The organism is Staphylococcus auricularis (genome assembly GCF_051172115.1).
Classification (GTDB): Bacteria; Bacillota; Bacilli; order Staphylococcales; family Staphylococcaceae; genus Staphylococcus; species Staphylococcus auricularis_A.
Map to the genome: position 1 here is coordinate 507901 of NZ_JBPIZN010000001.1, position 25875 is coordinate 533775.

Consider the following 25875-nt stretch of genomic DNA (forward strand, 5'->3'; position numbering starts at 1 on the left):
GCAAAAAGCGACTCAAGCTCTCAGTACTTTTATAACAGAGGGTAGTACATTTGTATCTTGTTTAGCAATAAGTTTAAGAGTGCTGTGTTCATTTTCCTCGATGAAAACAAAAATTGAGACATATCCGCTATACTCAGACCCAATCATTGAATCTGGAGCATAGACACGCATATGTCTCAATCGTTAACGTTATAAATGTGTACATTGAATGTGCTGTTAAATATGAAATAGATAAAGTGGATTAACCCTCACGCATCTTAAAGATGCCATCACTGTTCATCGTATTTACCTGTTAATGTTTCAATCGTGATACCTTCAGGTACATGGTAAAATTTCACTTCGCTAATGATACTTGGAATTTCTAATTCTACCATTCGATCATTCATGTTCTGAATGAGAATTAAACAATTATCCATACTGCCTTGGACAGTGGTTTCTAAAGGACCTACACGATAAGGCAATCCTGATTGTTCAATGATATGAATGGCTTCATCAACATAAGAATGACATCTTCACCATTCGGGGTTTTAGGAATAATTTGTATACTCATTAATGTATCGTCCAACTTTACCATCTCTTTTCTTTTAGAACTCATTGTTCTATTTTATCAATCTTTCATTTATATTTATTTTAACAAGATTAACCGCGTGCGTTAACTGCTTTTACGAGTGCATCAGCAAATTGGTGTAAGTAATCGTCCCAGTTTTCTTCGTCTTCACGAGAACTTTTACCGTATTTGCCATCTTTGAAGAAGCTTTTTCTAAGACTTGGTGTAAGTTCTAATTGCACACCTTGTCCAGATTTACCACAGTTGTTAATGTTTTTATCTTTGTCACCTGAGATGTGATCAGGAGCAGTATCAACTGTAACACCGATATCTTCTAATGCTTCTTTAATTGTTGCGATTAATTCTTCGTCTTTACCACCTAAGTAAACGACTTCACCGTCTTCATCACATCCGTGGATTGCTACAGCGATGTCTTTAGATTTGATTTTATCTTTGATTGTAGGTTCGTCATAATGTGTAGATGTTACATGTAAATCCTGATTGCCTTTAGAACGTGTACCTTTAAATGAATAAAAATCAAAGTTACCTTTGGCAGCTGTGAGCGCAGCTAATTCTGTAGTTCCCGGCTCAATACCGCCACCATGAATTGCTGTGATGATCGCGTTACTTGATCTATCTTCAGCTTGGACTTCCCAATCATCACCTTCACTTGTTTGTTCCATTAATTCTGTCATAGATTTAAATTTATCAGCCATTATAATCCTCCTAACCACATGATAGTAATTGCATACCCGCATGCAGTGTGACATAACACTTTTAAAGAAATAGTAATAATTCTTTAAATTCTTTACGCAATTGTAATAGTTATGACGAAATAATGGCTTGAATAATACATGCTGCAAATTGATGCATGAAAGAACTCCAATTGTCTCGACGCTCACGATCCTTGAGTCCGAATTTACCATTATTGAAAAACTGTTTTCTTAATGGCACTGTAAGTTCTAATTGAACCCCTTGAGCTGTTTGTCCTTGGTTCACGAAATTATCATTCGACATCCCATTAATCGGTGCAGGAGCGGCTTCAGTCTTAACACCAAGCGTACGTAACTGTGATTCTATACGTTGACCTAATGCGTGATCTTGTCCACCCACATACACTTTGCTGTGTTTGCCATTACATCCATGAATAGAAACAATGGTTGTGTTGTTTTTGACCATTTGATGTAGGAGAGGTTCATCAAAATGACTCGATGTAACATGGAGTGCATCATTATGATTACGTCGAATCGCTTTAAATGTATAATAATTAAACTCACCTTGCTCTGCAATTAACGCTGCAAGTTCTGTTGTACCCCGTTCTATCGCTCCTCCATGCACAGCAGCCACGAGTACATCGCTGTTTCGATTTTCACTGATGATTTCCCAATCTTGTCCTTCTTGAGTTTGTTGCTTTAATTCGGTTATTGAAGCAAACTGATCGACCATCATATCCTCCTCATTATGCTCACTTATTCGCTCTCTTCCAATCATATCAAAACGAGCCTGAGACCATCCGTTGGACATTGACATCCTTCTTAGTCTCAGGCTCATTTAACTCACTCTCAGTCCTCTTTTATACACGCGATTAAACAAATTGTACAGTTAAATCGTTAAAGGTTTGTTCACTGAGTTCAAGTTCTTTTTTAGCTAAAGGTGTTTCATCTAATTGATCCACTTGAGATTCATAAGATGGTGTTGTCGTATCTTGATATACAATACCTTTAATGAGTGAATCATATTCTAAAATGGTTTTCATCGCTGCTTTTTTATCTGAGAGATCGTATGACTCAATATCTTCCATACTTGTAAGGTTTTCTTTAAACCAGTCATACGTATTGATTTTATTGTATGTGACACAAGGAGAGAACACGTTTACGAATGAGAAACCGTCGTGATTAATAGCGTCTTCTAACATTTTAGTCAATCCTTTAATATCACTTGAAAATCCTTGTGCGACAAAGGTTGCACCTGATGACAATGCGAGTTCTAACGGCGCAACATTTTTTTCGATATTACCTTTAGGTGTAGATTTAGTGACAAAACCTACTGCAGAGGATGGTGAAGTTTGACCTTTTGTTAATCCATAAATTTGATTATCCATTACAACGTAGGTCATGTTCATATTTCTACGTAGCGCATGAATCGTATGACCCATACCAATCGCATAACCATCACCATCTCCGCCTGATGCGATGACAGTAAGATCTCTGTTCGCCATTTTCACACCTTGAGCGAGTGGTAATGCTCGTCCGTGAACACCGTGGACACCATATGCATTAATGTATCCGGATAAACGACCTGAACAACCGATACCAGTAATGATTGCGACATCTTCAGGTTCTAGGCCAACATTCGCTGCTGCTTTTTGTATAGCGGCTTGGACAGAGAAGTCACCACAGCCTGGACACCAATTAGGCTTTACATTATTTCTAAAATCTTTAAATGTTGCCACTTAGTTCATCTCCTTTAGCGTTTTAGCAATTTCTGTACCTTTTTCTTCAATTTCGTGCGGTAAGAATGGCATACCATCATATTTCGTTTGATTAATTAATTTATCTCCTAAATTTACGTTCATTTTTAAAATGCTAGCGAGTTGTCCTTGGTAGTTATGTTCCACTACAACGACTTTCGTTGCTTGATCCACTGCTTTTTGAATCGTTTCTTTTGGAAATGGATGCAACTGTCTAATTTGTAAATGATTGACTTTGATACCTTGATCTTCTAGACGTGCTTTACCTTCTTGAATGGCGCCTTTGGTTGAAATGAAGCCAATATATAAAATATCAGCAGCGTCATGTGGCATATCCGCTTCAACTGGATCTGCGATGAGTAAATGCTCAGTTTTACGCATGCGTTTTTCCATTTGTTGTTGTCTATTCGCAGCATCTTCGCTCGTCTTACCTTCTTCATTATGTTCAACACCTGTGACGTGATGAATCCCACCTTTAAGTCCTGGTATCGGACGTGGTGAAATGCCACTTTCAGTTAACGCATAACGTCTGAAATAGCTTTTATCTCCTTCTTCACGTTCGATATCACCTTGCAACAATTCACCGCGTTCAATGCTGACTGCATCTCGATCTAATTGTTCTACAGTTTGCTTACCGAGTGATAGTTGTAAGTCACTCAATACAATGACAGGACATTGGTAAACTTCAGCCAAGTTAAATGCTTCCATTGTAAGATAAAATGCATCTTTAGCGTCAGTTGGTGCTACAACGATTTTAGGTATATCGCCATGTGTGCCGTAAATCATTTGCATGAGGTCGGATTGTTCTTGTTTCGTAGGTAAACCAGTAGAAGGTCCACCTCTTTGGGTATTAATCACGACGAGTGGTGTCTCTGTCATACCAGAAAGACCAATGGCTTCCATCATAAGTGATAAACCAGGTCCTGCGCTTGCAGTAAACGCTCGAACGCCACCATAACTTGCCCCAATCGCCATGTTGGCAGCAGCAATTTCATCTTCTGTTTGAACCACTGCACCGCCGACTTTAGGAAGATTTTCAATCATGTATTCCATGATTTCTGAAGCTGGCGTAATAGGATAAGCAGCCATAAAACGTGAGCCTGCTGTAATCGCGCCTAATCCGATCGCGTCATTTCCAATCATGTAAAGATGCGCATCTTGGTTAGAATCTTCAAGTTCAAAATCTCCCTCAATCGTATCGAGTTGATCTTGCATGAGACGATAGCCTTCATTTAATGCTTCGATATTCATCGAAACGACTTTTTCCCCTTTTTTCTCAAACATATTTGAAATAATCGCTTCGAAAACATTTGTATCGAGATGCATGAGTGCAGCCGTTGCCCCTACAGCCACCATATTCTTCATTAGCGCAGTACCTAGTTCCTTGGCTGTACTTGTGAATGGTAGATCGATGAGTTGAGTATCACAATCAGCTGGTTTTTCTGGTTTCGCTTTTGTATCTGCGATGATAATGCTATCTTTTCTCATTTCCTGATGGTTTAATTCTATTGTTTCTTGGTCAAATGCAATTAATATATCTAAATCATCACTTATGGCATGGACAGGTTGCGTCGAAACTCTAATTTTATTGTTCGTATGTCCGCCTTTAATTCTGCTAGAAAAATGACGATAACCATATAAGTGGTAGCCTTTACGATTCATAGCTGTGGCAAAAAGTTCCCCAGTTGATTCGATACCTTCACCTTGTTGGCCCCCCACTTTCCATGATATTTGTGATTGCATATCATTCTGCCTCCTAAGGTTTTACTCGTTCGTACTCTATCATAACAAATATACCACTCTACAACATGAGTTCAGAGTGGTATAAGCTCAAAATGTTTAAGAATCTTTAATGATTATTTAAACGGGTGATCATCATTGATTAATACACGTTCAATGTGAGATGTACGTCCATTTTTGTCTAAATCAACAATCACACCGGATAAGATACTACGTCCTTCATCTGGTATGACATGACGTTGTGGTAAACTTGTAATAAAGCGACGAATGACTTCATCTCTATTGATACCTAAAATACCATCATAAAAACCTGTCATACCAACATCTGTGATGTAACCTGTACCTTTAGGTAACACGCGCTCATCAGATGTTTGAATGTGCGTATGGGTACCCACGACGGTACTCACTCTACCATCTAAATACCAACCCATCGCATTTTTTTCAGACGTTGTTTCAGCATGAAAGTCTACAAATATATAATCGGTTACGCTTTGTGCTTCTTCTATGAACGCATCCGCTTTTTTAAAAGGATCATCAATATCTTGCATGAATGAACGTCCTTGTAAATTGATAATTGCTAACTTGATATCATTGATTTGAATAAAACGCATACCAACGCCTGGTGCTTCTTCAGGGAAATTGGCTGGTCTCACCATTCTATTCGCATCATTAATAAAATCATAGATTTGACGTTGACCATATGTATGATTTCCCATCGTCATAAAATCAACGCCTTCACGTAAAAGTTGTTTATATATTTTTTCTGTTAAACCTTTACCATGTGCAGCATTTTCTGCATTTACAATTGTCACGGTTGGACGATAATGTTGTTTCAATTTAGGTAAGTATTGTGTAATTGCTTCTCTACCTACCTTACCAACAATATCACCGATAAATAATATTCTCATTATGTGATGTTCATCCTCTCTCAACCCTTAGTTTAATAGATAATACTGGATATGAAAAGTAGTAAGCATAATTAAATTTCCGTTGCAAGGTTTTATTCGAAATGCAAAGGGTATGGATATGGTAAGAATTGATTTTAAAAAGAAACTAGGAGATGTTTTTAATTCATGTCAATTAATATTGAACCAGAGAAATTTGCTGAATTAGTAGTAAGAGCAAATCCATCTAAAAGTGAAGATCCAGATGATATCGCCAAGGATAGTCTGGAATTATATATCAACGCGTTCCGTCTAGCTGAAAGATACGCAAGTATTTCTACACACAGCTATGACACTGCAGAAACATTGAAAGCAGTGCGTGATACTGACTTAGAACTTGAATAAGTAAAAATGAACTTTATAAATGAAAGAACGGTTGCCGTTATGGCAACCGTTTTATTTTGCGTATTCTATTGCTCTAGTCTCACGAACTACTGTCACTTTAATATGTCCAGGATATTGAAGTTCATCTTCAATTTGCTGTTTTATGTCCCTTGCTAAACGGTGTGATTTTAAATCATCTATTTCATCTGGAGAGACGATAATTCGTACCTCTCTACCTGCCTGTATCGCAAAGGCTTTATCTACACCATCATAACTTTCTGATAGAATTTCAAGTCTTTCTAATCTGCGAATATAATTTTCAAGCGTTTCTTTACGAGCACCCGGTCTAGCAGCTGATAATGCATCTGCTGCTGCAACTAATATCGCAATAATAGAAGTCGGTTCGACATCACCATGGTGTGAATGAATGGTATTAATTACAGTTTCACTTTCATTGTATTTCTTACCTAATTCGACACCAATTTCAACGTGGCTGCCTTCTACTTCATGGTCGATTGCTTTACCTACGTCATGAAGTAGACCTGCACGTTTAGCTAATGTCACATCTTCGCCAAGTTCTGCAGCTAACATGCCGCTTAAGTGGGCAACTTCTACCGAATGTTTTAACACGTTTTGGCCGTAACTTGTTCGATAATTGAGACGTCCAAGGATTTTGACTAAATCTGGATGTATATTATGAACATTGATTTCAAACGTTGCTTGTTCACCTGCTTCACGAATGATGTTATCCACTTCTTTACGAGCTTTATCCACCATTTCTTCAATGCGACCTGGGTGAATGCGGCCATCTGATACTAGGTTGACGAGTGCCACTCTAGCAATTTCTCTACGAATAGGATCAAAACCGGATAATATAACCGCTTCAGGCGTATCATCTATAATTAAATCAATACCTGTTAATGTTTCCAACGTTCTTATATTACGACCTTCACGACCGATAATACGACCTTTCATTTCATCGTTCGGTAGGTTAACTACGGATACTGTAGACTCAGAAGTATGTTCTGCTGCTAAGCGTTGTACCGCTGTAGCTAACAGTTCTTTAGCATTTTTATCAATTGTTTCTTTTGCTTCTTTTTGTTTTTCCTTAACAAGGATTGCAATATCTTGTGACAGTTCTTCTTCAACACGTTGAAGTTGTTCATTTACTGCTTCTTCTTGAGTGAGACCAGAGATGCGTTCTAATTCTTGTTCATGTTTATTTATTAAATCTTGAACACTACTCTCTTTTGCATCTACTTGTCGTTGTCTTTCTTCAAGTTTGGATTCTTTTTGCTCTAAAATCTCATCCTTTTTATCTAAAAGATCAGATTTACGCTCCAAGCTATCTTCCTTTTGAAGAAGTCGGGTTTCTTGTTGTTGAAGTTCACCACGGCGTTCGCGAAATTCGCTTTCGCTTTGATCTTTCAGTTTTTGATATTCTTCTTTAGCTTCAAGAAGTTTTTCTTTTTTAGTGTTTTCAGCTTCTTTGTTGGCTCTATCTATAATATCTTCCGCAGTCTGTTTTGCTTGTGATTGTTTTTGCTGCAAAATATTATGGGCAATGATATACCCCACAACAACTCCGAGTATAATTCCTAACAAAATGAGTAGGAGGCTTATTAATAAATTCACATAAACACCTCCTTTTCTCTAGAATCGGGCACTTTATATCAATTTCAATATGATTATATGTGGTTATATAAGAATCATACAATGTAATTGTACGTTTTAAATATGAGGGGTGTCAAGGTTTCAAACTGCAAATATGCAAGTAACCACGCTGCATTGAGCACGACATGTTTAAGTTTGGTTAACTCCTTCTAAAAATGGATGTCTAAAGCTCAAAAATCACTCATTTCTACTGTATTTCGTCCGTTTCTTTAAATTTGACACTATTTAACGTTATTTAATGTAAAATAACATGGAGCAATATTCAAAAATACTACATCCATTTCTCAATTTTGCTATGTAAAGTTAAAGAGACTGAAACAGATAGGTGCCTCAGTCTCTTACGGATTACAATATATTTAATTAATTCTAGAACTTCGTTCGTATATGATTAATTCATCAAATTGTCTACTTTAAGTAATTAGTAATGATGCTTTTAACAAATTTACGTTTTTATTCATCAAAAAGTGAAGCTGGTGCGTCTTCTCCATTTTCTGTGTCAGGTTTTTCTTCAACGTCACCATCGAAAATACCTAATGCTTCACGTAATTTATGCTCTATTTCTGATCTTATTTCTGGATTTTCTTTTAAGTATGTTTTCACGTTTTCTTTACCTTGGCCCATACGTTCATTGTTATATGAATACCATGCACCAGATTTATTGATAATATCATTTTCGACACCAAGATCGATGAGTTCGCCTTCTTTAGAAATACCTTCACCATACATAATATCTACTTCAGCAGTTCTAAATGGAGGGGCAACTTTGTTTTTCACGACTTTAAGTTTTGTTCTGTTACCCACAACTTCTTGACCTTGTTTCAATTGTTCTGCACGACGTACTTCTAAACGAACAGAACTGTAGAATTTCAATGCGCGGCCACCAGGTGTTGTTTCAGGGTTTCCGAACATTACACCAACTTTTTCACGGATTTGGTTAATGAAAATGGCAGTGGTGTTTGATTTAGAAATCGCACCAGATAATTTACGTAGTGCTTGTGACATTAAACGTGCTTGAAGACCGACATGAGCGTCTCCCATTTCACCTTCAATTTCTGCTTTAGGTGTTAATGCGGCAACTGAATCGACAACGATGATATCAACAGCACCACTACGAACAAAGGCTTCTGCAATTTCTAAACCTTGTTCACCATGGTCTGGTTGAGATAAGTATAGATTGTCGATATCGACACCTAACGCTTCTGCGTATTCTGGATCCAACGCGTGTTCGGCATCGATAAATGCAGCGACACCATCTTTTTTCTGAACTTCTGCAATCGCGTGTAACGCAACAGTTGTTTTACCAGAACTTTCTGGTCCGTAGATTTCGATGATACGGCCTTTCGGATAGCCACCGACACCAAGCGCATTATCCAATGTAACTGAACCGCTTGAAGTACTTGATACTCGGCGTCCTTTATTATCGCCAAGTTTCATTACCGCACCTTTACCAAAGTTTTTTTCCATATTTTTAATCACTGTATCTAGAGCTTTTTGACGTTCGTTATCCAATACTGGCCCTCCTTAAAGAGTTTAGTCTCTGTAAATGTCTTAACCATACTATACTATACATGGAAATCCGTGTTTACGCAAGTATTTTACGAATATTTGTTCGCTAAAATATGTGTTGTTCGAACACAGAAACGAACAGATGTGCTATATTTTTCAAAAAACTGGAATCTCTCTATTCGCCTTTTAACCAATTCAATAATCGTATTAATACGTAATTTTGGGATCTATTTTTTAAAATATTGCGTTGGTTTGTGAGATGGAATGTTTCTACTGTTAAATCATTATCATCTAAGATACCTAAATACACGGTATTTCCCTCATTTAATAAAGAAACTACTAACTCTGTATCATAAAATGATTTTGCTAGTCTTGCTGAAATTGCTAACGCATCTTCCGTATTTTTTGCACCTTTCACAAATTGAGGTGTATGAAGTAATACGCCTTCTAATTTGCCACTTGTATTATAATCTTGTAATCGGGAATAAAGTGCTCCGTCTGTCACACCATCGTATAACACCATTGTTTGATCGAGTTGTTGCATGACCGCTTGTTCGAGTACGATATCATCAGAACCGTAATAATAGTTTCCTACGCGTTCTAAGATTTGTTGTTTTATGGGTTCAATCAATTTTTGACATTCTGCTTTTGTGTCTCCGTTAGCAGTTAAACGGACTTCTACCTCGTGATGCCCTGCTAATGGTGCGATAGTAGGATTGGTCTGTGCATCTATTAAATCGTCTATTTCAGTTTCCAATACTGATTCTCCAATACCAGCAAAATGAAGTGACTCTGAATAGATGCTTTGATCACCATCGAATAATAAGGGTAACAGTTCGTTTTTAGCCATCGGTTCCATTTCTTTCGGCGGCCCAGGTAATAAAATGATTTTCTTGTCTTCATAGTCTAACAGCATACCCGGTGCCATTCCTACTTTATTTTCTAACACTGTAGCGCCTTCAATCACCAATGCTTGTTGTTTATTATTTTCCGTCATCTGTTGTTTCGATTCAGCAAAGGATTGCTCAATAAATTGAAGCGCATGTTCATCGGTAACTAAAGATTTATTTAACACACGAGCCACTGTTTGTTTGGTTAGATCATCATTTGTGGGACCTAAACCGCCAGTGAGCACGATTAAATCATTATGATCAATTGCATTTCTAACCACGCGTTCCAAACGTTCAGGATTATCTCCAACGACGCTATGCGCTAACACACTATGCCCTACCGTGTTTAGCAATCTAGATAAATACTGACCATTCGTATTCGCAATTTGTCCTAATAAGAGTTCTGATCCAACTGCTATGATTTCTGCTTGCATGATGTGATTCCTCGCTTTTCTACATAATCAAAACATGTGCTCGTAAAACACTTTCTACTTCTAAGTAACTCAATGTTCATTATATCGTGTTGCCCGTTGATAATGCGAAAAAAGAGTTCGCACAGGTATAAAATATTAAAACCTGTCCAAACTCTTGCTTTAACTTATTTAGCTTTAAATACGTCTCGGCCTTTATAGAAGTATTCAATACCAGATAAAATAGTGAAGAATACACCAATATAAAGTAAGATTTGTCCAATTGGGAAGCCGAGCCACATTGCGAACGGATCACCTAATAAGATCCAAATCAACGCAACCATTGTGATAGCTGTTTTGATTTTACCTAGATTACCAGCTGCACTCACAAAGCCTTGTTCGATTTGAAGCAGTCGTAAACCTGTTACGGCAAATTCACGTGCAATGATAATAATCGCGACAACAGCATTCGTTAAATTAATGTCCACGAGTACGATTAATGCGCTCGCAACGAGTAATTTATCTGCTAATGGGTCTAAAAATTTACCCATGTTCGTTACTAAGTTCCATTTTCTAGCTAAGTAACCATCTGCAAAGTCACTGAGTGATGCAACAATAAAAATCACACCACTAATGATCAATTCGATACGAACCTCATAACCGCCTAAAAAGGAGATTTGTCCGAATCCAAAATCAACTAATGCAAATAAAATAAAAAATGGAATCATGACAACACGAAACACTGTAATCCAATTAGGAATATTCATACTAATCCTCATTTCTATATATTACTTTTTATAACAACAGCATAGCAATCAACCATATGATAGCTGTAATGACTACTATTGTACTGATGATCACGATCAATTGTAAAGGTTCTTTATCTTTCGTTCTAAAAGATGGTGCCTCAGATTGTTGGAATAAATCGATTGCCTCTTCAATAGAATCTGCGCTTGTCGGGATTTCGTTACGATGTTTATCGATGAGTTGTTTACCGTCAATATTGACTGCATTGGCATATTTTTCAATAAAGCCTTCTGCATAATTGGCATGACTCAACGTATAAAAGTCATTATTTTCGATGAGTTTTAACGTTTCACGCTTAATCTGCGTACGTGCTTCTAATTCGTTTAATGTCATACCTAAACGTTCTCTACGACCTTTTAGTGTTTGACCCACTGAACTCAAGTTGCTCTTCCTCCTCTAAATCATTTAAAAGAATCCAAAACCATCGCCGAACCCATCACCACTGAAATCAAGATTATTCTTGCTTTTCACGGTTTGTTTTTTCATCTCATCGTATCGTATTTCATCACTATTATTTTCTCTTAATTCGATGATATAGTCAAAGTCTTCCATATCATAGTCACTGGCTTCAACGAATAAATCAGGATGCTCAACCACTTTAACGGCAGGTAAACTCATCACTTCTTTAACGAGTTCTTGGTGCTTGGGATTGGATTCTCGCGCTGTTACAGCACCGTCAATAATATAGACGTGATCTGAATCATACTCACCTTTAATGAGTGAACTTCGCACCGTCTGTTTAATGAGAGTTGAACTGATAAATAACCAACGTTTGTGTGCACACACACTTGATGCAACGATAGATTCTGTTTTACCTACACGTGGCATACCTCGGATACCAATTAGTTTATGTCCTTGTTCTTTAAACAATTCAGCCATAAAATCAACAAGCAAACCTAAATCAGCGCGTTCAAAGCGAAATGTTTTTTTATCATCTGCATCTTGTTTAATATATCGCCCATGTCTGACAGCGAGGCGATCACGCAGTTCGGGTTCACGTAATTTGGTAATCGAAATTTCTTCAATTTCTCTGACGATATTTTCAAATCGCTCTACCTTTTCTAAATCATCTGATTTAATCAATAATCCACGTCTGTTACGATCGATGCCATTGATGGTTACAATGCTGATGCCCATCATCCCGAGTAAACTAGAAATATCTCCGAGTAACCCTGCACGATTTGTTGTAATTTCATATTCTAAATACCATTCTCTTTTAGCTGCTACTGTCACGATTAAACACCCCTTAGTTTAAAAATAGACCTTTGATCTCTGCAAAACTGATGTATATGTCTGTTGAAAACCACTCATGGACGGCATCAGATATGGAAAAAAACGATGATAGCATACGTCAAAATTATTATAACATTGATCTTGAAATTGAGGTCTCTAAATTGAACAGATTTAACAACATTATATGTACCAACCACCGTTCACTTTTTGCACAGTACCAGTCACGCTTTGTGCTAACGGATGACATAAATAAGCACAGGTGTGCGCCACTTCTTCAGGTTCGACTAACCGTTGTTGGGGTAATTCATCAGTTATTTCAGCTAACGTTTTCGCATCAAAGTCATGAGCCATATGACCATTTACGAATCCAGGCGCAATCGCATTGACTGTGACAGAGGTCATCGCTAATTCTCGACTAAGTGCTTTGACAAAACCGAGTTGCGCACTCTTCATCGTGGAATACACCGTTTCGAAGCTTGCACCCGCTTCCCCCCAAATAGACGAAACGACGACGATTCTTCCATGGGCGCTTTGTCTGAGTTGATCGACAAAGTAACGAGAAAGTCGCAACAACTGTTTTACATGCAGCATATAACTCTGCTCAATGTCGACATCGCTCATGTCTTGCAACATCCCATAAAGCGATGTCCCACTTGTATAAATGAGGCAATCTAAATTTTGGATAAAACCAAAAACCATATTAACATCGATATCCTTTGTTAAATCTGCTTGAACGAATTGCACAGGTTGGTTTTGATATAACGCAGCTAATTGTTCATAATCTGCGCTATTATAATGCACAATGACTTCATAATCCTCGGCTAATAATCGTTGTACGATTGCTTGTCCAATGGATCCCGAACCGCCTATGACCAATGCTCTCATTTAGATTTCATCTCCAAACGACTGTCGACCATTTGTTCTAAATTAAGATATTGCAATGATGTACGATTGACGCTTTCCAAGGTGATTTCTTCCATGATATCTAACATGTCAAAAAGTGAGATACCTTCAAAGTGTAATTTCGTGTATTGGTTCGCAATATATTCAGGGGAGTTTAACCCAGAAATGAATTCGCCAATAAATTGTTTTTTCAATAACTCGAACGCTTCTTGGTCCGCAATTTGACCTTGATAGCGTTTCATTTGATTTGATAAGCGTTGCTTCAATTCATCAGGTGCTTCTGTCGCACTCGTAATAATAGAAAAACTATATGTATCTTCTAACAAGAATTGATAACCAAATGATTCATCAATCAATGATTCACTGAGTAATGATTGATAGAAATCCGTTTCTTCCCCAAAAATCAACTCAAAGAATAATGTCATTTCTAAATCACGTTTCATGTAATCTTTAGGCCATTCACTTAATGGGAGTCCTTTGAAGCCTAGCATTAATCGAGGTGCATATAATTTCATGGTTTCTTTCACTTCAGCTTGTTTCACTTTCTCAGGTTCCTCTACAACGTCGCGCACGATATGGGGTTGCGCCGTTTTGTTTCTCTTACTTTCATGCGCAGACACAACTTCATAAATATGTTCTGGGTCTACATCACCGACGACAAACAACACCATATTAGAAGGATGATAGAACGTTTCATAACATAGATAAAGATCATCTTTCGTAATTTCATAGATACTATCGACGGTGCCCGCGATATCTACTTTAATCGGATGTTTGTCATACATCGCGTTCAATGTATTAAACATTAATTTATAACTGGGTTGTTCTAAATACATTTTAATTTCTTCCGAAATAATGCCTTTTTCCTTTTCAACACTCGCTTCAGTAAAATGAGGCGTTTCGACCATTTTAAGTAAACGTAATATATTGCGATCGATGTTTGACGTTGCACTAAATAAATAACTTGTACGATCGTAACTTGTGAATGCGTTGACTTGCGCGTTATCTTCAGCAAATGCGGTAAATAAATCTTCATCTTCTTCATTATCGAACATTTTATGTTCTAAAAAGTGTGCCACACCATCCGGTACGGTCACAAATTCATCTCGACCTAAAGGTTTAAATCTGCTATCTAAAGAACCAAATTCAGTCGTATACGTGACAAATGTTTTTTGGAAGCCAGGTTTTGGAATGACGAATAAGTTAAGCCCATTGTCTAATTGTGTATCGTATACATATTCGTCCATTTGTTCATAATATGTTCGTTGCAACTGCTACGCCTCCATTTCTTTCGTCAAAATATAAATAGTATCGAGTTCTGTTTGTTTTGCTAAATCTACAACGTCCGATTTCGTTACACGGTTGATGCCTTCGATATATTCATCATTAGACATCACTTCCTCTAATAAAATACTCATATTTAAAATTTCGATGATTCCTTTTGGCATATCTTGTGCTTCGAGTCTTTGAGAGATAAGCACTTTTTTAGCTAAGGCCAGTTTATCTTCAGTTAACTCACCTTGTTGAATATTTTTAAATTCGTTAATAATTGTATCTTTAGCTTGTTCATATTTATCGCGAGAAACGCCACTCAATACATACATATAGCCATTTTTAGCATCCGTTTGTGAGTGGATGGAGTATGCAAGACTTTGTTTTTCTCTAACTTCACTAAATAGGATAGATGATGGACAACCGCCAAAGATTGTATTTAAAACAATTAATGCAAAGTACCCTTCCTTACCAAACTGGGTCGGACATTTAAAGCCCATGTTTAATTTCGCTTGATCTACATCATCATATTCTACAACTTCTCTAGGTAACGGTTCATCTGCAGGCTTCGGTTGATATGTATGGTTTGTAATGAATGGTATTTCAGGAATATCAAGGTATTGTGCTAATTGAGTTGCTGCAGTATCTTCGTCGACGTTCCCTACCACATAGACTGCACAAAAATCATTGTGAATCATGGATTGATATGTATCGTAGAGTGATTCGGGTGTGACTTGTGCGATCATGTCTGATCGACCACTCGCTAATTCACTATAAGCTTGATCACCAAACATCACTTTTAATAAGTTTAAAAAGGATAATTGTGCCTTATTGTCTACCGTTGCTTCTAATTTCTTTTTCAATAAAGATTTTTCTTGCGCAACTAACGTGCGATCAAATGCATCCGCTTCGACAAGGGGTTCCCAAATGACGTGATGCAACAAGTCTAATCCTTCTTCGAATAACGGCGGTTCATCATTTAAGTAACGTTCATTTACGAGTTCTAACGAGATCGTAATAACATGTTTATCTTTGAATTTAGAAACATTGCTATAGATATAAGCACCATAGAGCTCAGAAAGTCGTTTATTGAGTGCTTTGTCACTAGGCCATTGTTTAGTTGCTCTAGTTAATACATTACTAAGCAAGGCCCGTGATGTAGTTGTCTTTTGATCTAATGGCGCCATCAATTTGACGGTTATCGTCGTCGTTTTAAATTTAGTTGTTGGCAAAATATGCATATGTGATTGTTGGGTTTTACTCATTTGTTCCAAATGTCTGACCTCACTTTCTTATGTTTCATATCTAAAATTGGTTGTTTTAAATTTCACTAAGCTACTTCTGAAGTAATTGAGTGAATATAAAACGGGTTTACCTTCAGTGTCGTAATGAACAATTTTAAGCAACATTAACGATTCATGTGGCATCGCATCTAAGTTGTCGGAAATGTGTGGTTCATAACTTACCGTGTCTAATTCCACTTCAACATGTTTAATGTCAATATTGGAATACTGTTTCATCGCATCTAAAATCGACCCATCATTGTTTTGTTGAAATGCCTGGCATGTTAAATGCGTCGTCGCTACTTTATCTATGCAATAGACCACTGGCGCCCCATCAGCAGTACGTATACGCTCAATTTGTGTAACAAGCGATTTCAACTCTAATTGCAATATATCTGCATCCAACGTCGTCGCAGGAATCTCATCTAAAGCAATATATTCTGTACCGGAGTGATATCCTTGGGATTCAATCATTTTACTTATGCTGACAAGCTCTCCTAAAGGATAGTAGAAAGGGCGCAAATGTTTCACTCTTGGCCCTTCTTCTACATGTTCTGTGAGCACTTGCTCCGCTATTAATTCCGCAATTCCATCGTAAACGTCGTCGGTTTTGACTCCTAACGCTCTTGCAATACCTAATGTGCTTGGTAACGGATGACCTGGTTTCAATTCTCCTGATTTGATCTGTCTGATTAGCCATTCTTTAACTCGATATTTTGAAGATAGTTCCATCATTACACCTCGTCCTCATTTAAATCCACCAAAATTTGTCTTGGTTTGCTGCCTTTTTGCGGTCCAATTACTTGATTGCGTTCTAGATCATCCATCAATCTTGATGCGCGATTGTAACCAATTCTAAACTGGCGTTGTAACAATGATGTGCTTGCTTTCTGTTGTTCAATTACAAATAAGTAGGCTTCATCATATAATGAATCTTCACTTTTCATTTCAGATTTATCAACTGCTGCATCGGGTTCCATTTCTTTCACATAATTGGCTTTTTGTTGTTCTACGACATGGTTCACGACAGCTTGCACTTCTTGGTTACTTAAAAACGCCCCTTGTATACGCGTTTGATTATTAGAATTGTTTGAGACATATAACATGTCCCCTTTACCTAGTAATTTTTCGGCACCACTACTGTTAATGATTGTACGTGAATCGGTTTGTGAACTTACAGCAAATGCGATTCGAGATGGGATGTTATTTTTTATGATACCAGTGATGACGTCGACAGATGGACGTTGGGTAGCTACAATTAAGTGAATACCTGCTGCACGTGCCATTTGTGTAATACGTTGGATTGAGTTTTCAACATCTTTACCTGCAACCATCATTAAGTCTGCGAGTTCGTCCACGATGACGACGATATAAGGTAACTCAGCTTGTTTTTCCTCTAATTCTTCGTTTTGGTTACGAATGTATGCATTATACTCTTCCATGTTACGTGTAGATGTATGTTGGAATAAATCATAACGTCGTTCCATCTCAGCAACAATTTTTTCTAATGCTTGAGACGCTTTATGTGGATTTGTAACGACTGGAATAAGCAAGTGTGGAATACCGTTATACACATTTAATTCCACCATTTTAGGATCAATTAACATCAATTTCACTTCATTAGGACGTGCATTTAATAAAATGCTGACAATAATGCCATTGATACAAACTGATTTACCACTACCTGTAGAACCAGCGACGAGTAAGTGTGGCATATCATTCAGTGACACTGCGATTGGATCTCCTGAAATATCTCGTCCTAATCCAACCTCGAGTTTATTGTCTGAAGGGAAATGCGCATCGAGCACTTCTTTTAATGAAACAAGTGAAATTTTCTCGTTAGGTACTTCGATACCTACCGCTGATTTCCCTGGAATCGGTGCTTCGATGCGGACATCTTTTGCAGCAAGGGCGAGTGCAATGTCGTTATGCAAGTTGACGATTTTACTTACTTTGACCCCTTGTGCAGGCTCAATTTCATATTGTGTAACCGCTGGACCAATCTTAATTTGTGTCACTCTTGCATTTACCCCAAAGTTTTTCATCGTCGTTTCTAACAATTTCCCTTTTTGCTGCACTTCCGCTTTCGAAGTCGTGCGTTGTTTTTTCGGCTCATTGAGTAACGTTAACGGTGGAATTTGGTAGGCCGCATTTTCTACTTCACCCGCATCAGAAATTGAAGATGTCGCTTCAGATGTTGCATCTGATTGCTCACTATCTTCTGCCTCAGTCGAACGTTGAGAGGTACGACGTTGAGTTTTATCTTGTTGATCATGCTTAGTTTGTGTTTCTTCTTGATCGTAAACGCGACGTCGATTTAACGTTGATTCTGTTTCAGATGCTTCATCTTTATCACTATGACCATAAATTGGAATAGATGATGTTGATTCTTCTTGTGGCACTTCAGGTAAGTCTGACACATCCGTCACAGGTTGAGATTTTTTATCTTTCGCCTCTTTTTCGCGTTGTTCAGCTTTGACACGTGCTTTAGCATCTCGTTTCACTTTTGCTTTTTGGCGATGATCTTTGAAGCTTTCTGAAGCTTGATGACTAGATGATTTGAGCTGTTCCATTAGAGATTTCGATACATCTCTGTGACGTTTTTTCAGTAATAAGATAGCACTAGAGACAACAAGTAACAGTGTTAAAATCACGACACCAGCCATAGAAATAAGCGGGTTCAATAATTCAAAGAGATAATAACCTGTCACCCCACCACCAAAGTTTGGAAAATGTGTGTTGTCATAAGCATGGTACACAAATGAAAGTACAGGTTCACGCTCAGCCTTAATTCCATCCGTAAAATGATAAACGATTTGTGCGATTAATACGAGCGTAAATTGGAGTAAAACAGCACCCACTGTACGTCGTGTACGTGGTATTTTCTTATAGAATGCTATATACCCTGTTGCGATAATTATAAGCGCATATGTATAATAACGGGCTATACCAAATAAATAGTTAAAGAAACTATCGAACATCGTACCTATAATCCCAAGTTGGAAAATGCCGAGAATAAGAACGATAAAGACGACGACTGCAATCAAATAACGCACCGTATGGTCTTGTTTTTTGCGTTTGTTATTCGTTTTTCGTTTCGTTTGAGACGGTTTTTTACGATTAGTCGTCTTTCTTTTTGATTGAGGCAAAGCAATTCACCTTCTTTTTATAACTTATTTTCCTTCAAATCCGTATAATAGGCTGTTAAGCCATTGAAACGTGATGTAGCTCAATATGTATGTATTCCCCATATCACTGATATGGGGATGGCGTCGATTCAGTAGATAATATGAAGTAAAGAGGCAAAGACAACATCAAGGATCCTACGCACATGCACTCACACCACTGTTACTGTTCAAGTCATCCGTCTGTGCTTTCCTCTTTATGTCTCAACCTCTTTGATACATCATTTATTATATTTCTGAAATGATTGGAATAATCATTGGTCGACGTTTCGTGCTTTCAAATAACAATTTGCTGATTTTATCACGCATATTTTGTTTGATTTCTGACCATTCGATATGTTTTTCCATTAAACCTTGTTCAACAATCTCTTGGACTTTTTCTTCTGCTTCTTTTAACAGCGCTTCACTTTCGCGAACGTAAACAAAGCCGCGTGATTGTATTTCAGGCCCTGCTGCGATTCGACGGTTCTTAGGATCTAATGTGACTACTGCGATAAAGATACCATCTTCTGCTAGTAAATGACGGTCTCTCAATACAATGTTACCTACGTCACCAACGCCAATGCCATCGATTAGCACATTACCTGCGTTTACTTTTTCATTGAGTATCATCGTATCGCCATCATAGTTAACGACGTCACCTTTTTCAACTAAGAAGATATTTTCAGGTGCAACACCCGCTTCATTTGCTAACTTCGCATGGGCAATTTGCATCTTGAATTCTCCGTTCACAGGTATAAAGTATTCAGGTTTCATAATGTTTAACATGAGTTTCAGTTCTTCCATACAACCGTGACTAGATGCATGAATTTTTTTGTTATTCGGAATCACTTCTGCACCAGCTCGAACGAGATCGTTCAAAGTATCTTGAACAATGACTTCCATATTGGCAGATGCAGTAACTGCTAAGAAGACTGAATCTCCAGGGATAATGTTTAATATCTTATGTTTTTGTTTAGCCATTTGACTCAATGCTTCGATAGGCTCACCTTGCATACCTGTCGCAATAATCACGACTTCGTTTTTAGGGTAGTTCTCAACTTCAGAAATAGGAATTAATAAATCTTTAGGAATGTTGAAGTAACCCATTTTTCTGGCAATATTAAAAGAGCTTTCTAATGAGCGACCTAAGAAAGACACCTTGCGATTTAACCGACCCGCTATATTGAGTACTTGTTGAATACGTACGAAATTTGATGCGTAACATGAAACGATCAAGCGACCATTTGCTTTTGAAAACGCATCATACATATGTGATTCAATAACATTTTCAGGTGTATTATAACCTGGTTTTTCCGCTTCAGCTGAGTCACTGATAAGTACGAAAACCCCTTCGTCACCGATTTCAGTCATTTTTTTCAAATCTGGAGCATAAGCGCCTTGTAAACTTTGGTCAAATTTAAACTCTCCTGTATAAACAATCGCACCATATGACGTATGGATACAAACGCCTAAACTGTCTGGAATACTGTGCGTTAATTTGAAGAAAGTCACGTTCACACCTTTAAAGCGCATCACAGATTCATCATTTACGACGTAGTAACGAATTTTCTTATCGATATGTCGTGATTTTACCGCTTCTTTGACGAGTTCAATCGTAAATTTAGAACCGTATACCGATGCATCGACTTGTTCTAAAATATATGAAGCAGCCCCGATTGCATGTTCATGCCCATGTGTTAAAAATATCCCTTTGAGTTTATGTTTATTTTCTAACACATATTGAATGTCTGGAATGACGATATCGACGCCTAACATTTCATCTTCAGGAAACATTAATCCAGCATCTAACATAAACATTTCATCGTCTACTTCGACAATGTACATATTTTTCGCAATTTCCCCAACACCGCCGAGAGGGATGATGCGAATATTTTTATTCTTTTTCTTAATTAAATTCAAAATTTTACCTCCTATAATTTTTACCCGACCATACATAAGCTCATAGTATATTATAAGTTAAAAACAAGCTGCTGTACACTATTAAAGCAATTGTCGCGCTACTGAGATAGGATGACTATGTATGCAAAACCGCCCGTATAAATATAAAATAAGAGCAGAGCTCAACCTAACGAAATGTTAGGCATAAAAGTCTGCTCGCATAATGAGATTGCGCGGTAGATATTATTCGTTTAACAATACTCTGTGTGACGCATTCACACGACCTTGTTTATCGATTTCTGTCACTTTAACTTTGAGTGTATCACCAATTTTGAGTACGTCTTCCACTTTATTGATATGTCTATTTTCAATTTGAGAGATATGAACAAGCGCATCTTTACCTGGGAAGAGTTCAACGAAAGCACCGAATTTTTCAATACGTTTTACTTTTGCATCGTAGATTTGACCTACTTCTGCTTCACGTGTGATTTCACCGATGATTTCACGTGCGCGATTGATGGCACTTTGATCCACCGCTGAGATAAAGATAGAACCATCTTGTTCGATGTCGAGTTTAACGCCTGTTTCATCGATAATTTCATTGATTTTTTTACCGCCTGGTCCAATGACATCTCTAATTTTTTCTGGTTTGATTGTCATAGTTTCCACTTTAGGTGCGTAGTCGCTCAATTCGCTACGTGGTTGATCAATCGTTTGTAACATGTGATCTAAAATAGCTAAACGACCTTGGCGCGCTTGTTCTAGAGCTTCTTCAATAATTTCTCTTGTTAAACCATCGATTTTAATATCCATTTGGATGGCTGTAATACCTTCAGAAGTACCTGCAACTTTAAAGTCCATGTCACCGAGGGCATCTTCTATACCTTGGATATCTGTTAAAATGGTATAGCTATCATTACGTGTTACAAGTCCCATCGCAATACCAGCAACTGGTGCTTTAATTGGTACACCTGCATCCATTAACGCGAGTGTAGAACCACAGATAGAGGCTTGTGAAGATGAACCGTTTGATTCTAGCACTTCACTGACAAGTCGCACTGTGTAAGGGAATTCTTTCGTATCTGGAATGATATAACGTAATGCACGTTCACCTAATGCACCATGGCCAATTTCACGACGACCTGGAGAACGAACTGGGCCTGTTTCACCTACAGAGAAGTTAGGGAAATTGTAATGATGCATAAAGCGTTTTCCTTGTTCTCCATCGAGACCATCGATCATTTGATAATCACTGAGTGAACCAAGCGTAAGCACGGATAATGCTTGTGTTTGACCACGAGTGAATAATCCAGAACCGTGGGCTCTAGGTAAAATACCAACTTCAGAATCTAGTGGGCGGATTTCGTCTGTTTTACGTCCGTCAGGTCTAATTTTTTCATCTGCAATGAGACGGCGCACTTCTTCTTTTACAAGATCATTTAAAATGTTGTAAACTTCAGCGATTAATTCCTCGTTATCAGGATCTTCTTCATCTACAAATTCTTCTGCAACCGCTTCTTTTAAGGCATCCAAATTTTCGTCACGTTGCTGTTTATCAAACGTTAACACCGCTTCTTTTAAGCCTTTAGATTCAGTAGATTTTGTCACTTGTTCGATGAGTGCTTCATCTTGTTCTGGTGGAATGAATTCTTGTTTTTCTGGTTGAATGTGTTCAACAATTTCCTCTTGGAATTGAACAAGACGTTTGATTTCATCATGTCCAAAAAAGATCGCGTCTAACATTTCTTGTTCTGTGATTTCGCTCGCACCCGCTTCTACCATGTTGACCGCATCTTTATGTCCAGCAACTTCTAAGTCTAAGCGAGAAACTTCTTTTTGTTCTACTGTTGGATTAATCACATATTTTCCGTCAACAAAGCCGACGTTGACACCTGCGATTGGTCCTTGGAATGGAATGTCAGAGACACTTAAAGCCATAGATGAACCGATCATTGCTGCCATTTCTGGAGAGCAGTCTGGATCTGCACTTAATACCGTGTTCATGATTTGTACGTCATGTTTATAGCCTTTAGGGAATAATGGACGAATCGGTCTATCGATTAAACGTGCAGTAAGCGTTGCTTCATCACTTGGGCGACCTTCTCTTTTCTTAAATCCGCCAGGGATTTTACCTGCTGCATACATTTTTTCTTCATAGTTTACAGTCAATGGGAAAAAGTCACCTTCACGAGGTTCTTTAGATGCAACTGCTGTAGATAATACGACGGTATCTCCGTATCGTACTAACGCTGCCCCGTTTGCTTGTTTAGCGAGTTGGCCGATTTCTATCGTTAATGACCGATTTGCCAACTCAGTTTTGAAAACCTTTTTCTCTTGAGACATTGATAATCTCCTCTCATATATCTATTACTACTATCATATCATTTCTAATGTATTTTTTATATGACTAATATTGTATAGCTTACTTGACTTTATTTAAAGTTATTTACAGTAAAAAAGGGAAAGAACCAAATCTGGCACTTTCCCATTTAAATACGCTTCTAAGATTAACGACGAATACCTAATGATTTAATTAATTCACGGTAACGTTGAATATCTTTGCTACGTAAGTAGTTTAATAAATGTCTACGACGACCTACCATTTTTAATAGTCCACGACGTGAATGGTGGTCTTTTTTATGTTCACGTAAGTGTTCGTTTAACGCACTGATTTCTGCTGTAAGTACAGCGATTTGTACTTCTGGAGAACCAGTGTCTGATTCGTGCGTACGATATTCTTTGATTAATTCATTTTTACGTTCTTGTGAAATTGCCATTATCAATTTCCTCCTTATTTAATAATGCGCCTTTATCTGAGCGATACGTCGGAGTCTCGTAAAGCCAAGGTAAAGGTGTCCTGTCATGATTATCACGACTTATATATTATATGATACATCGTCATTAAAATCAACAGATAATAAATATTTTGCTTCTTCTTTGTCTTTATTCATTTGTTCTACCAGTGCATCGATACCATCAAATTTAACTTCTGGTCGGAGATAGTGATGCCAATATACCGTTACACGTTCGCCGTAAATATTTTCTTTAAAATCAAATAAGTTCACTTCAATAACGACTTGCGCTTTCGCAGGATCATGGAACGTCGGTTTCACACCCACATTTGCGACACCACGATAAACCTTATCATGTGAACCAAGTGTCATACTGACAGCGTACACACCTTTTTTAGGTAGTACATAATCATATGTCGGTTGCACATTTGCTGTCGGGAAGCCAATCGTTCTTCCGCGTTTTTCACCTTGCACGACAGTCCCTTTAATTCGGTAGCGATAACCTAATGATTCATTGACTTTTTTCAAGTCCCCATCTTTTAACGCTTTACGTATTTCCGTCGTCGCTATTTTTTCAGATTTAAGATCTTGTTTATTCACGATCGTTGTATTAAAAGCATCCATGTCTTGAAGTAATAACATGTTCCCTTTTCCAAATTTGCCAAATGTAAAATCAAAGCCTGCAACGACTTCTTTGACGTGATTATTAATAATATAATCTTGAATAAATGCATCAGCACTCACGTCCGCAAATTTTGAAGAAAAATTAATGACAATACAGTAATCGATACCATGTGCTTCTAATATGTCTAACTTATCAGGTAGCGGAGTGAGGTAATCTGTGCGTTTCAACTTAGGATTTAGCACAACAGAAGGATGAGGATCAAAAGTCATGACCGCTTTCTTTAGATTCGCTTGAGATGCGCGTTCATCTAACACTTCAAGCACCTTGTGATGTCCCTTATGCATACCATCGAAAAAACCAAATGCCATGGCTATATCTTCTTTTATATATTGATCTTCACTAATTGGGTGCGTAACTTCTATGACTTTCATCACTTATATCTCCTTTAGTTAAATACTTTTTTCGGTTTAATGACATGTGGTTGCTCAGGATGAGGCATGTATAAGGCAAGTGCACGTGCCGTCGCTTCATCTAACATCACCACAGTTTCATTCACATCAACATCAAATTGGTCTTTGCGAAATTTTTGCCCATTCAAAATCGCTTGTTTCAGATGCTGATCTGATATAACAATTTGTTTCAATCCGTTTAAACCATATTCTATAGGATAAAGTCGCTGTTGTAAGGCATCGCGCTCAACTTCTACTCGAATTTGATCAAGTGTCATAGTTTCTTCTAAATTAAAGCCACCACTAATTGTACGAGTCAATTTCGACATATGCGCAGGTATGCCAACTGCTTTGCCAATATCAGTCGCTAACGTTCTAATATAGGTGCCTTTGCCACAACTCACATCGATTTCAAAATATGCAGTGCCATGTTGTTGATCAAACATTAAATCTGATTGGCGAGTGATCTCAGAGATTGTCACTTGTCGTTTTGGCCGTTCCACTGTTTGGTTTTGTCTGGCATATTCGTAGAGTTTCTTACCGTTCACTTTGACTGAAGAGTACATAGGTGGAATTTGAGTAATCGTTCCTTGGAATTGTTGTAATACGTTATCAATCTCAGTTTCATCAATGAGATTTGCATCAACAGGATTCGTTTCTAAAACATCGCCCGTTTGATCTTCGGTAGTCGTGCTCACGCCTAACGTTACAGTAGCATGATAAGATTTACCCATATCCATCACATAATCGCTCACTTTTGTCGCTGCACCGATACAAATAGGTAAGACACCGGAAACTTCTGGATCTAATGTACCTGTATGTCCAATTTTCTTCGTGTGTAATATTTTTCTGAGTTTAAAAACGACATCATGGCTTGTTAATCCGCGTTCTTTATACACGGGTAAAATTCCATTATACATCAGTCAATCTCCTTATCTAT

Annotated in this window: 22 protein-coding genes and 1 pseudogene; 1 reads left to right on the forward strand and 22 read right to left on the reverse strand. The window is 37.7% G+C overall.

Annotated elements, in window-relative coordinates; translation table 11 throughout:
• Positions 1–269: 269 nt before the first annotated feature.
• The 6 genes and pseudogenes from ACSBRB_RS02525 to ACSBRB_RS02550 form a co-directional block, all read right to left on the reverse strand.
• Positions 270–565 (reverse strand): annotated as a pseudogene (locus tag ACSBRB_RS02525) (thiamine-binding protein).
• Positions 566–639: 74 nt separating this feature from the next.
• Entirely contained in the window at positions 640–1263 is a 624-nt protein-coding gene (locus ACSBRB_RS02530; RefSeq protein ID WP_435031472.1) for a poly-gamma-glutamate hydrolase family protein, read from the reverse strand.
• 109 nt (positions 1264–1372) lie between these two features.
• Positions 1373–2071, reverse strand: a complete 699-nt coding sequence (locus ACSBRB_RS02535; protein ID WP_435031473.1) for a poly-gamma-glutamate hydrolase family protein — start codon at positions 2069–2071, stop codon at positions 1373–1375.
• 61 nt (positions 2072–2132) lie between these two features.
• Complete coding sequence (locus ACSBRB_RS02540; protein WP_435031474.1) at positions 2133–2999, reverse strand: 2-oxoacid:ferredoxin oxidoreductase subunit beta; 867 nt, start codon at positions 2997–2999, stop codon at positions 2133–2135.
• Entirely contained in the window at positions 3000–4760 is a 1761-nt protein-coding gene (locus ACSBRB_RS02545) for a 2-oxoacid:acceptor oxidoreductase subunit alpha (RefSeq protein WP_435031475.1), read from the reverse strand. It lies immediately after the preceding gene.
• Between the two features lie 113 nt (positions 4761–4873).
• Positions 4874–5665 (reverse strand): TIGR00282 family metallophosphoesterase, encoded by a 792-nt coding sequence (locus tag ACSBRB_RS02550; RefSeq protein ID WP_435031476.1) that lies wholly within the window; start codon positions 5663–5665, stop codon positions 4874–4876.
• Positions 5666–5830: 165 nt separating this feature from the next.
• On the opposite strand from ACSBRB_RS02550, the gene ACSBRB_RS02555 reads away from it, so the two are divergent.
• The gene (locus ACSBRB_RS02555; protein ID WP_059106641.1) at positions 5831–6046 is read left to right on the forward strand and encodes a hypothetical protein; all 216 of its coding nucleotides are present in this window, start codon (positions 5831–5833) and stop codon (positions 6044–6046) included.
• A 51-nt stretch (positions 6047–6097) separates the two neighbouring features.
• Here the strand turns inward: ACSBRB_RS02555 and rny are convergent, their stop codons facing one another.
• The 16 genes from rny to truB form a co-directional block, all read right to left on the reverse strand.
• Entirely contained in the window at positions 6098–7660 is a 1563-nt protein-coding gene (gene rny / locus ACSBRB_RS02560; protein ID WP_107391743.1) for a ribonuclease Y, read from the reverse strand.
• A gap of 489 nt (positions 7661–8149) precedes the next feature.
• Complete coding sequence (gene recA / locus ACSBRB_RS02565) at positions 8150–9208, reverse strand: recombinase RecA (RefSeq protein WP_435031477.1); 1059 nt, start codon at positions 9206–9208, stop codon at positions 8150–8152.
• A 172-nt stretch (positions 9209–9380) separates the two neighbouring features.
• The gene (locus ACSBRB_RS02570; RefSeq protein WP_435031478.1) at positions 9381–10529 is read right to left on the reverse strand and encodes a CinA family nicotinamide mononucleotide deamidase-related protein; all 1149 of its coding nucleotides are present in this window, start codon (positions 10527–10529) and stop codon (positions 9381–9383) included.
• 164 nt (positions 10530–10693) lie between these two features.
• The gene (pgsA, locus tag ACSBRB_RS02575; protein ID WP_435031479.1) at positions 10694–11272 is read right to left on the reverse strand and encodes a CDP-diacylglycerol--glycerol-3-phosphate 3-phosphatidyltransferase; all 579 of its coding nucleotides are present in this window, start codon (positions 11270–11272) and stop codon (positions 10694–10696) included.
• Positions 11273–11300: 28 nt separating this feature from the next.
• Positions 11301–11693, reverse strand: a complete 393-nt coding sequence (locus ACSBRB_RS02580; RefSeq protein WP_435031480.1) for a helix-turn-helix domain-containing protein — start codon at positions 11691–11693, stop codon at positions 11301–11303.
• Between the two features lie 24 nt (positions 11694–11717).
• Complete coding sequence (locus ACSBRB_RS02585) at positions 11718–12545, reverse strand: YmfK family protein (RefSeq protein WP_435031481.1); 828 nt, start codon at positions 12543–12545, stop codon at positions 11718–11720.
• Between the two features lie 180 nt (positions 12546–12725).
• Positions 12726–13430: an elongation factor P 5-aminopentanone reductase gene (ymfI, locus tag ACSBRB_RS02590; protein WP_435031482.1), complete on the reverse strand. Its 705-nt coding sequence runs from the start codon at positions 13428–13430 to the stop codon at positions 12726–12728.
• Complete coding sequence (yfmH, locus tag ACSBRB_RS02595) at positions 13427–14719, reverse strand: EF-P 5-aminopentanol modification-associated protein YfmH (RefSeq protein ID WP_435031483.1); 1293 nt, start codon at positions 14717–14719, stop codon at positions 13427–13429. The genes ymfI and yfmH overlap by 4 nt, the downstream gene beginning before the upstream one ends.
• 3 nt (positions 14720–14722) lie before the next feature.
• Entirely contained in the window at positions 14723–15985 is a 1263-nt protein-coding gene (yfmF, locus tag ACSBRB_RS02600) for an EF-P 5-aminopentanol modification-associated protein YfmF (RefSeq protein WP_435031786.1), read from the reverse strand.
• A 27-nt stretch (positions 15986–16012) separates the two neighbouring features.
• Positions 16013–16738, reverse strand: a complete 726-nt coding sequence (locus tag ACSBRB_RS02605) for a GntR family transcriptional regulator (protein ID WP_435031484.1) — start codon at positions 16736–16738, stop codon at positions 16013–16015.
• Positions 16738–19152 carry a DNA translocase FtsK gene (locus tag ACSBRB_RS02610; RefSeq protein WP_435031485.1) on the reverse strand — a complete coding sequence of 805 codons (2415 nt, stop codon included), beginning with the start codon at positions 19150–19152 and terminating at the stop codon, positions 16738–16740. Before ACSBRB_RS02610 ends, ACSBRB_RS02605 begins: the two co-directional genes overlap by 1 nt.
• Positions 19153–19416: 264 nt before the next feature.
• Positions 19417–21090 (reverse strand): ribonuclease J2, encoded by a 1674-nt coding sequence (gene rnjB, locus ACSBRB_RS02615; protein WP_435031486.1) that lies wholly within the window; start codon positions 21088–21090, stop codon positions 19417–19419.
• Between the two features lie 222 nt (positions 21091–21312).
• The gene (pnp, locus tag ACSBRB_RS02620; protein WP_435031487.1) at positions 21313–23412 is read right to left on the reverse strand and encodes a polyribonucleotide nucleotidyltransferase; all 2100 of its coding nucleotides are present in this window, start codon (positions 23410–23412) and stop codon (positions 21313–21315) included.
• Positions 23413–23576: 164 nt separating this feature from the next.
• Positions 23577–23846, reverse strand: a complete 270-nt coding sequence (gene rpsO / locus ACSBRB_RS02625) for a 30S ribosomal protein S15 (protein WP_059106653.1) — start codon at positions 23844–23846, stop codon at positions 23577–23579.
• Positions 23847–23945: 99 nt separating this feature from the next.
• A complete protein-coding gene (locus ACSBRB_RS02630) occupies positions 23946–24917 on the reverse strand; it encodes a bifunctional riboflavin kinase/FAD synthetase (protein WP_435031488.1) in 972 nt (323 codons plus the stop codon).
• A 14-nt stretch (positions 24918–24931) separates the two neighbouring features.
• Positions 24932–25855 (reverse strand): tRNA pseudouridine(55) synthase TruB, encoded by a 924-nt coding sequence (truB, locus tag ACSBRB_RS02635; protein ID WP_435031489.1) that lies wholly within the window; start codon positions 25853–25855, stop codon positions 24932–24934.
• Positions 25856–25875 lie beyond the last annotated feature (20 nt).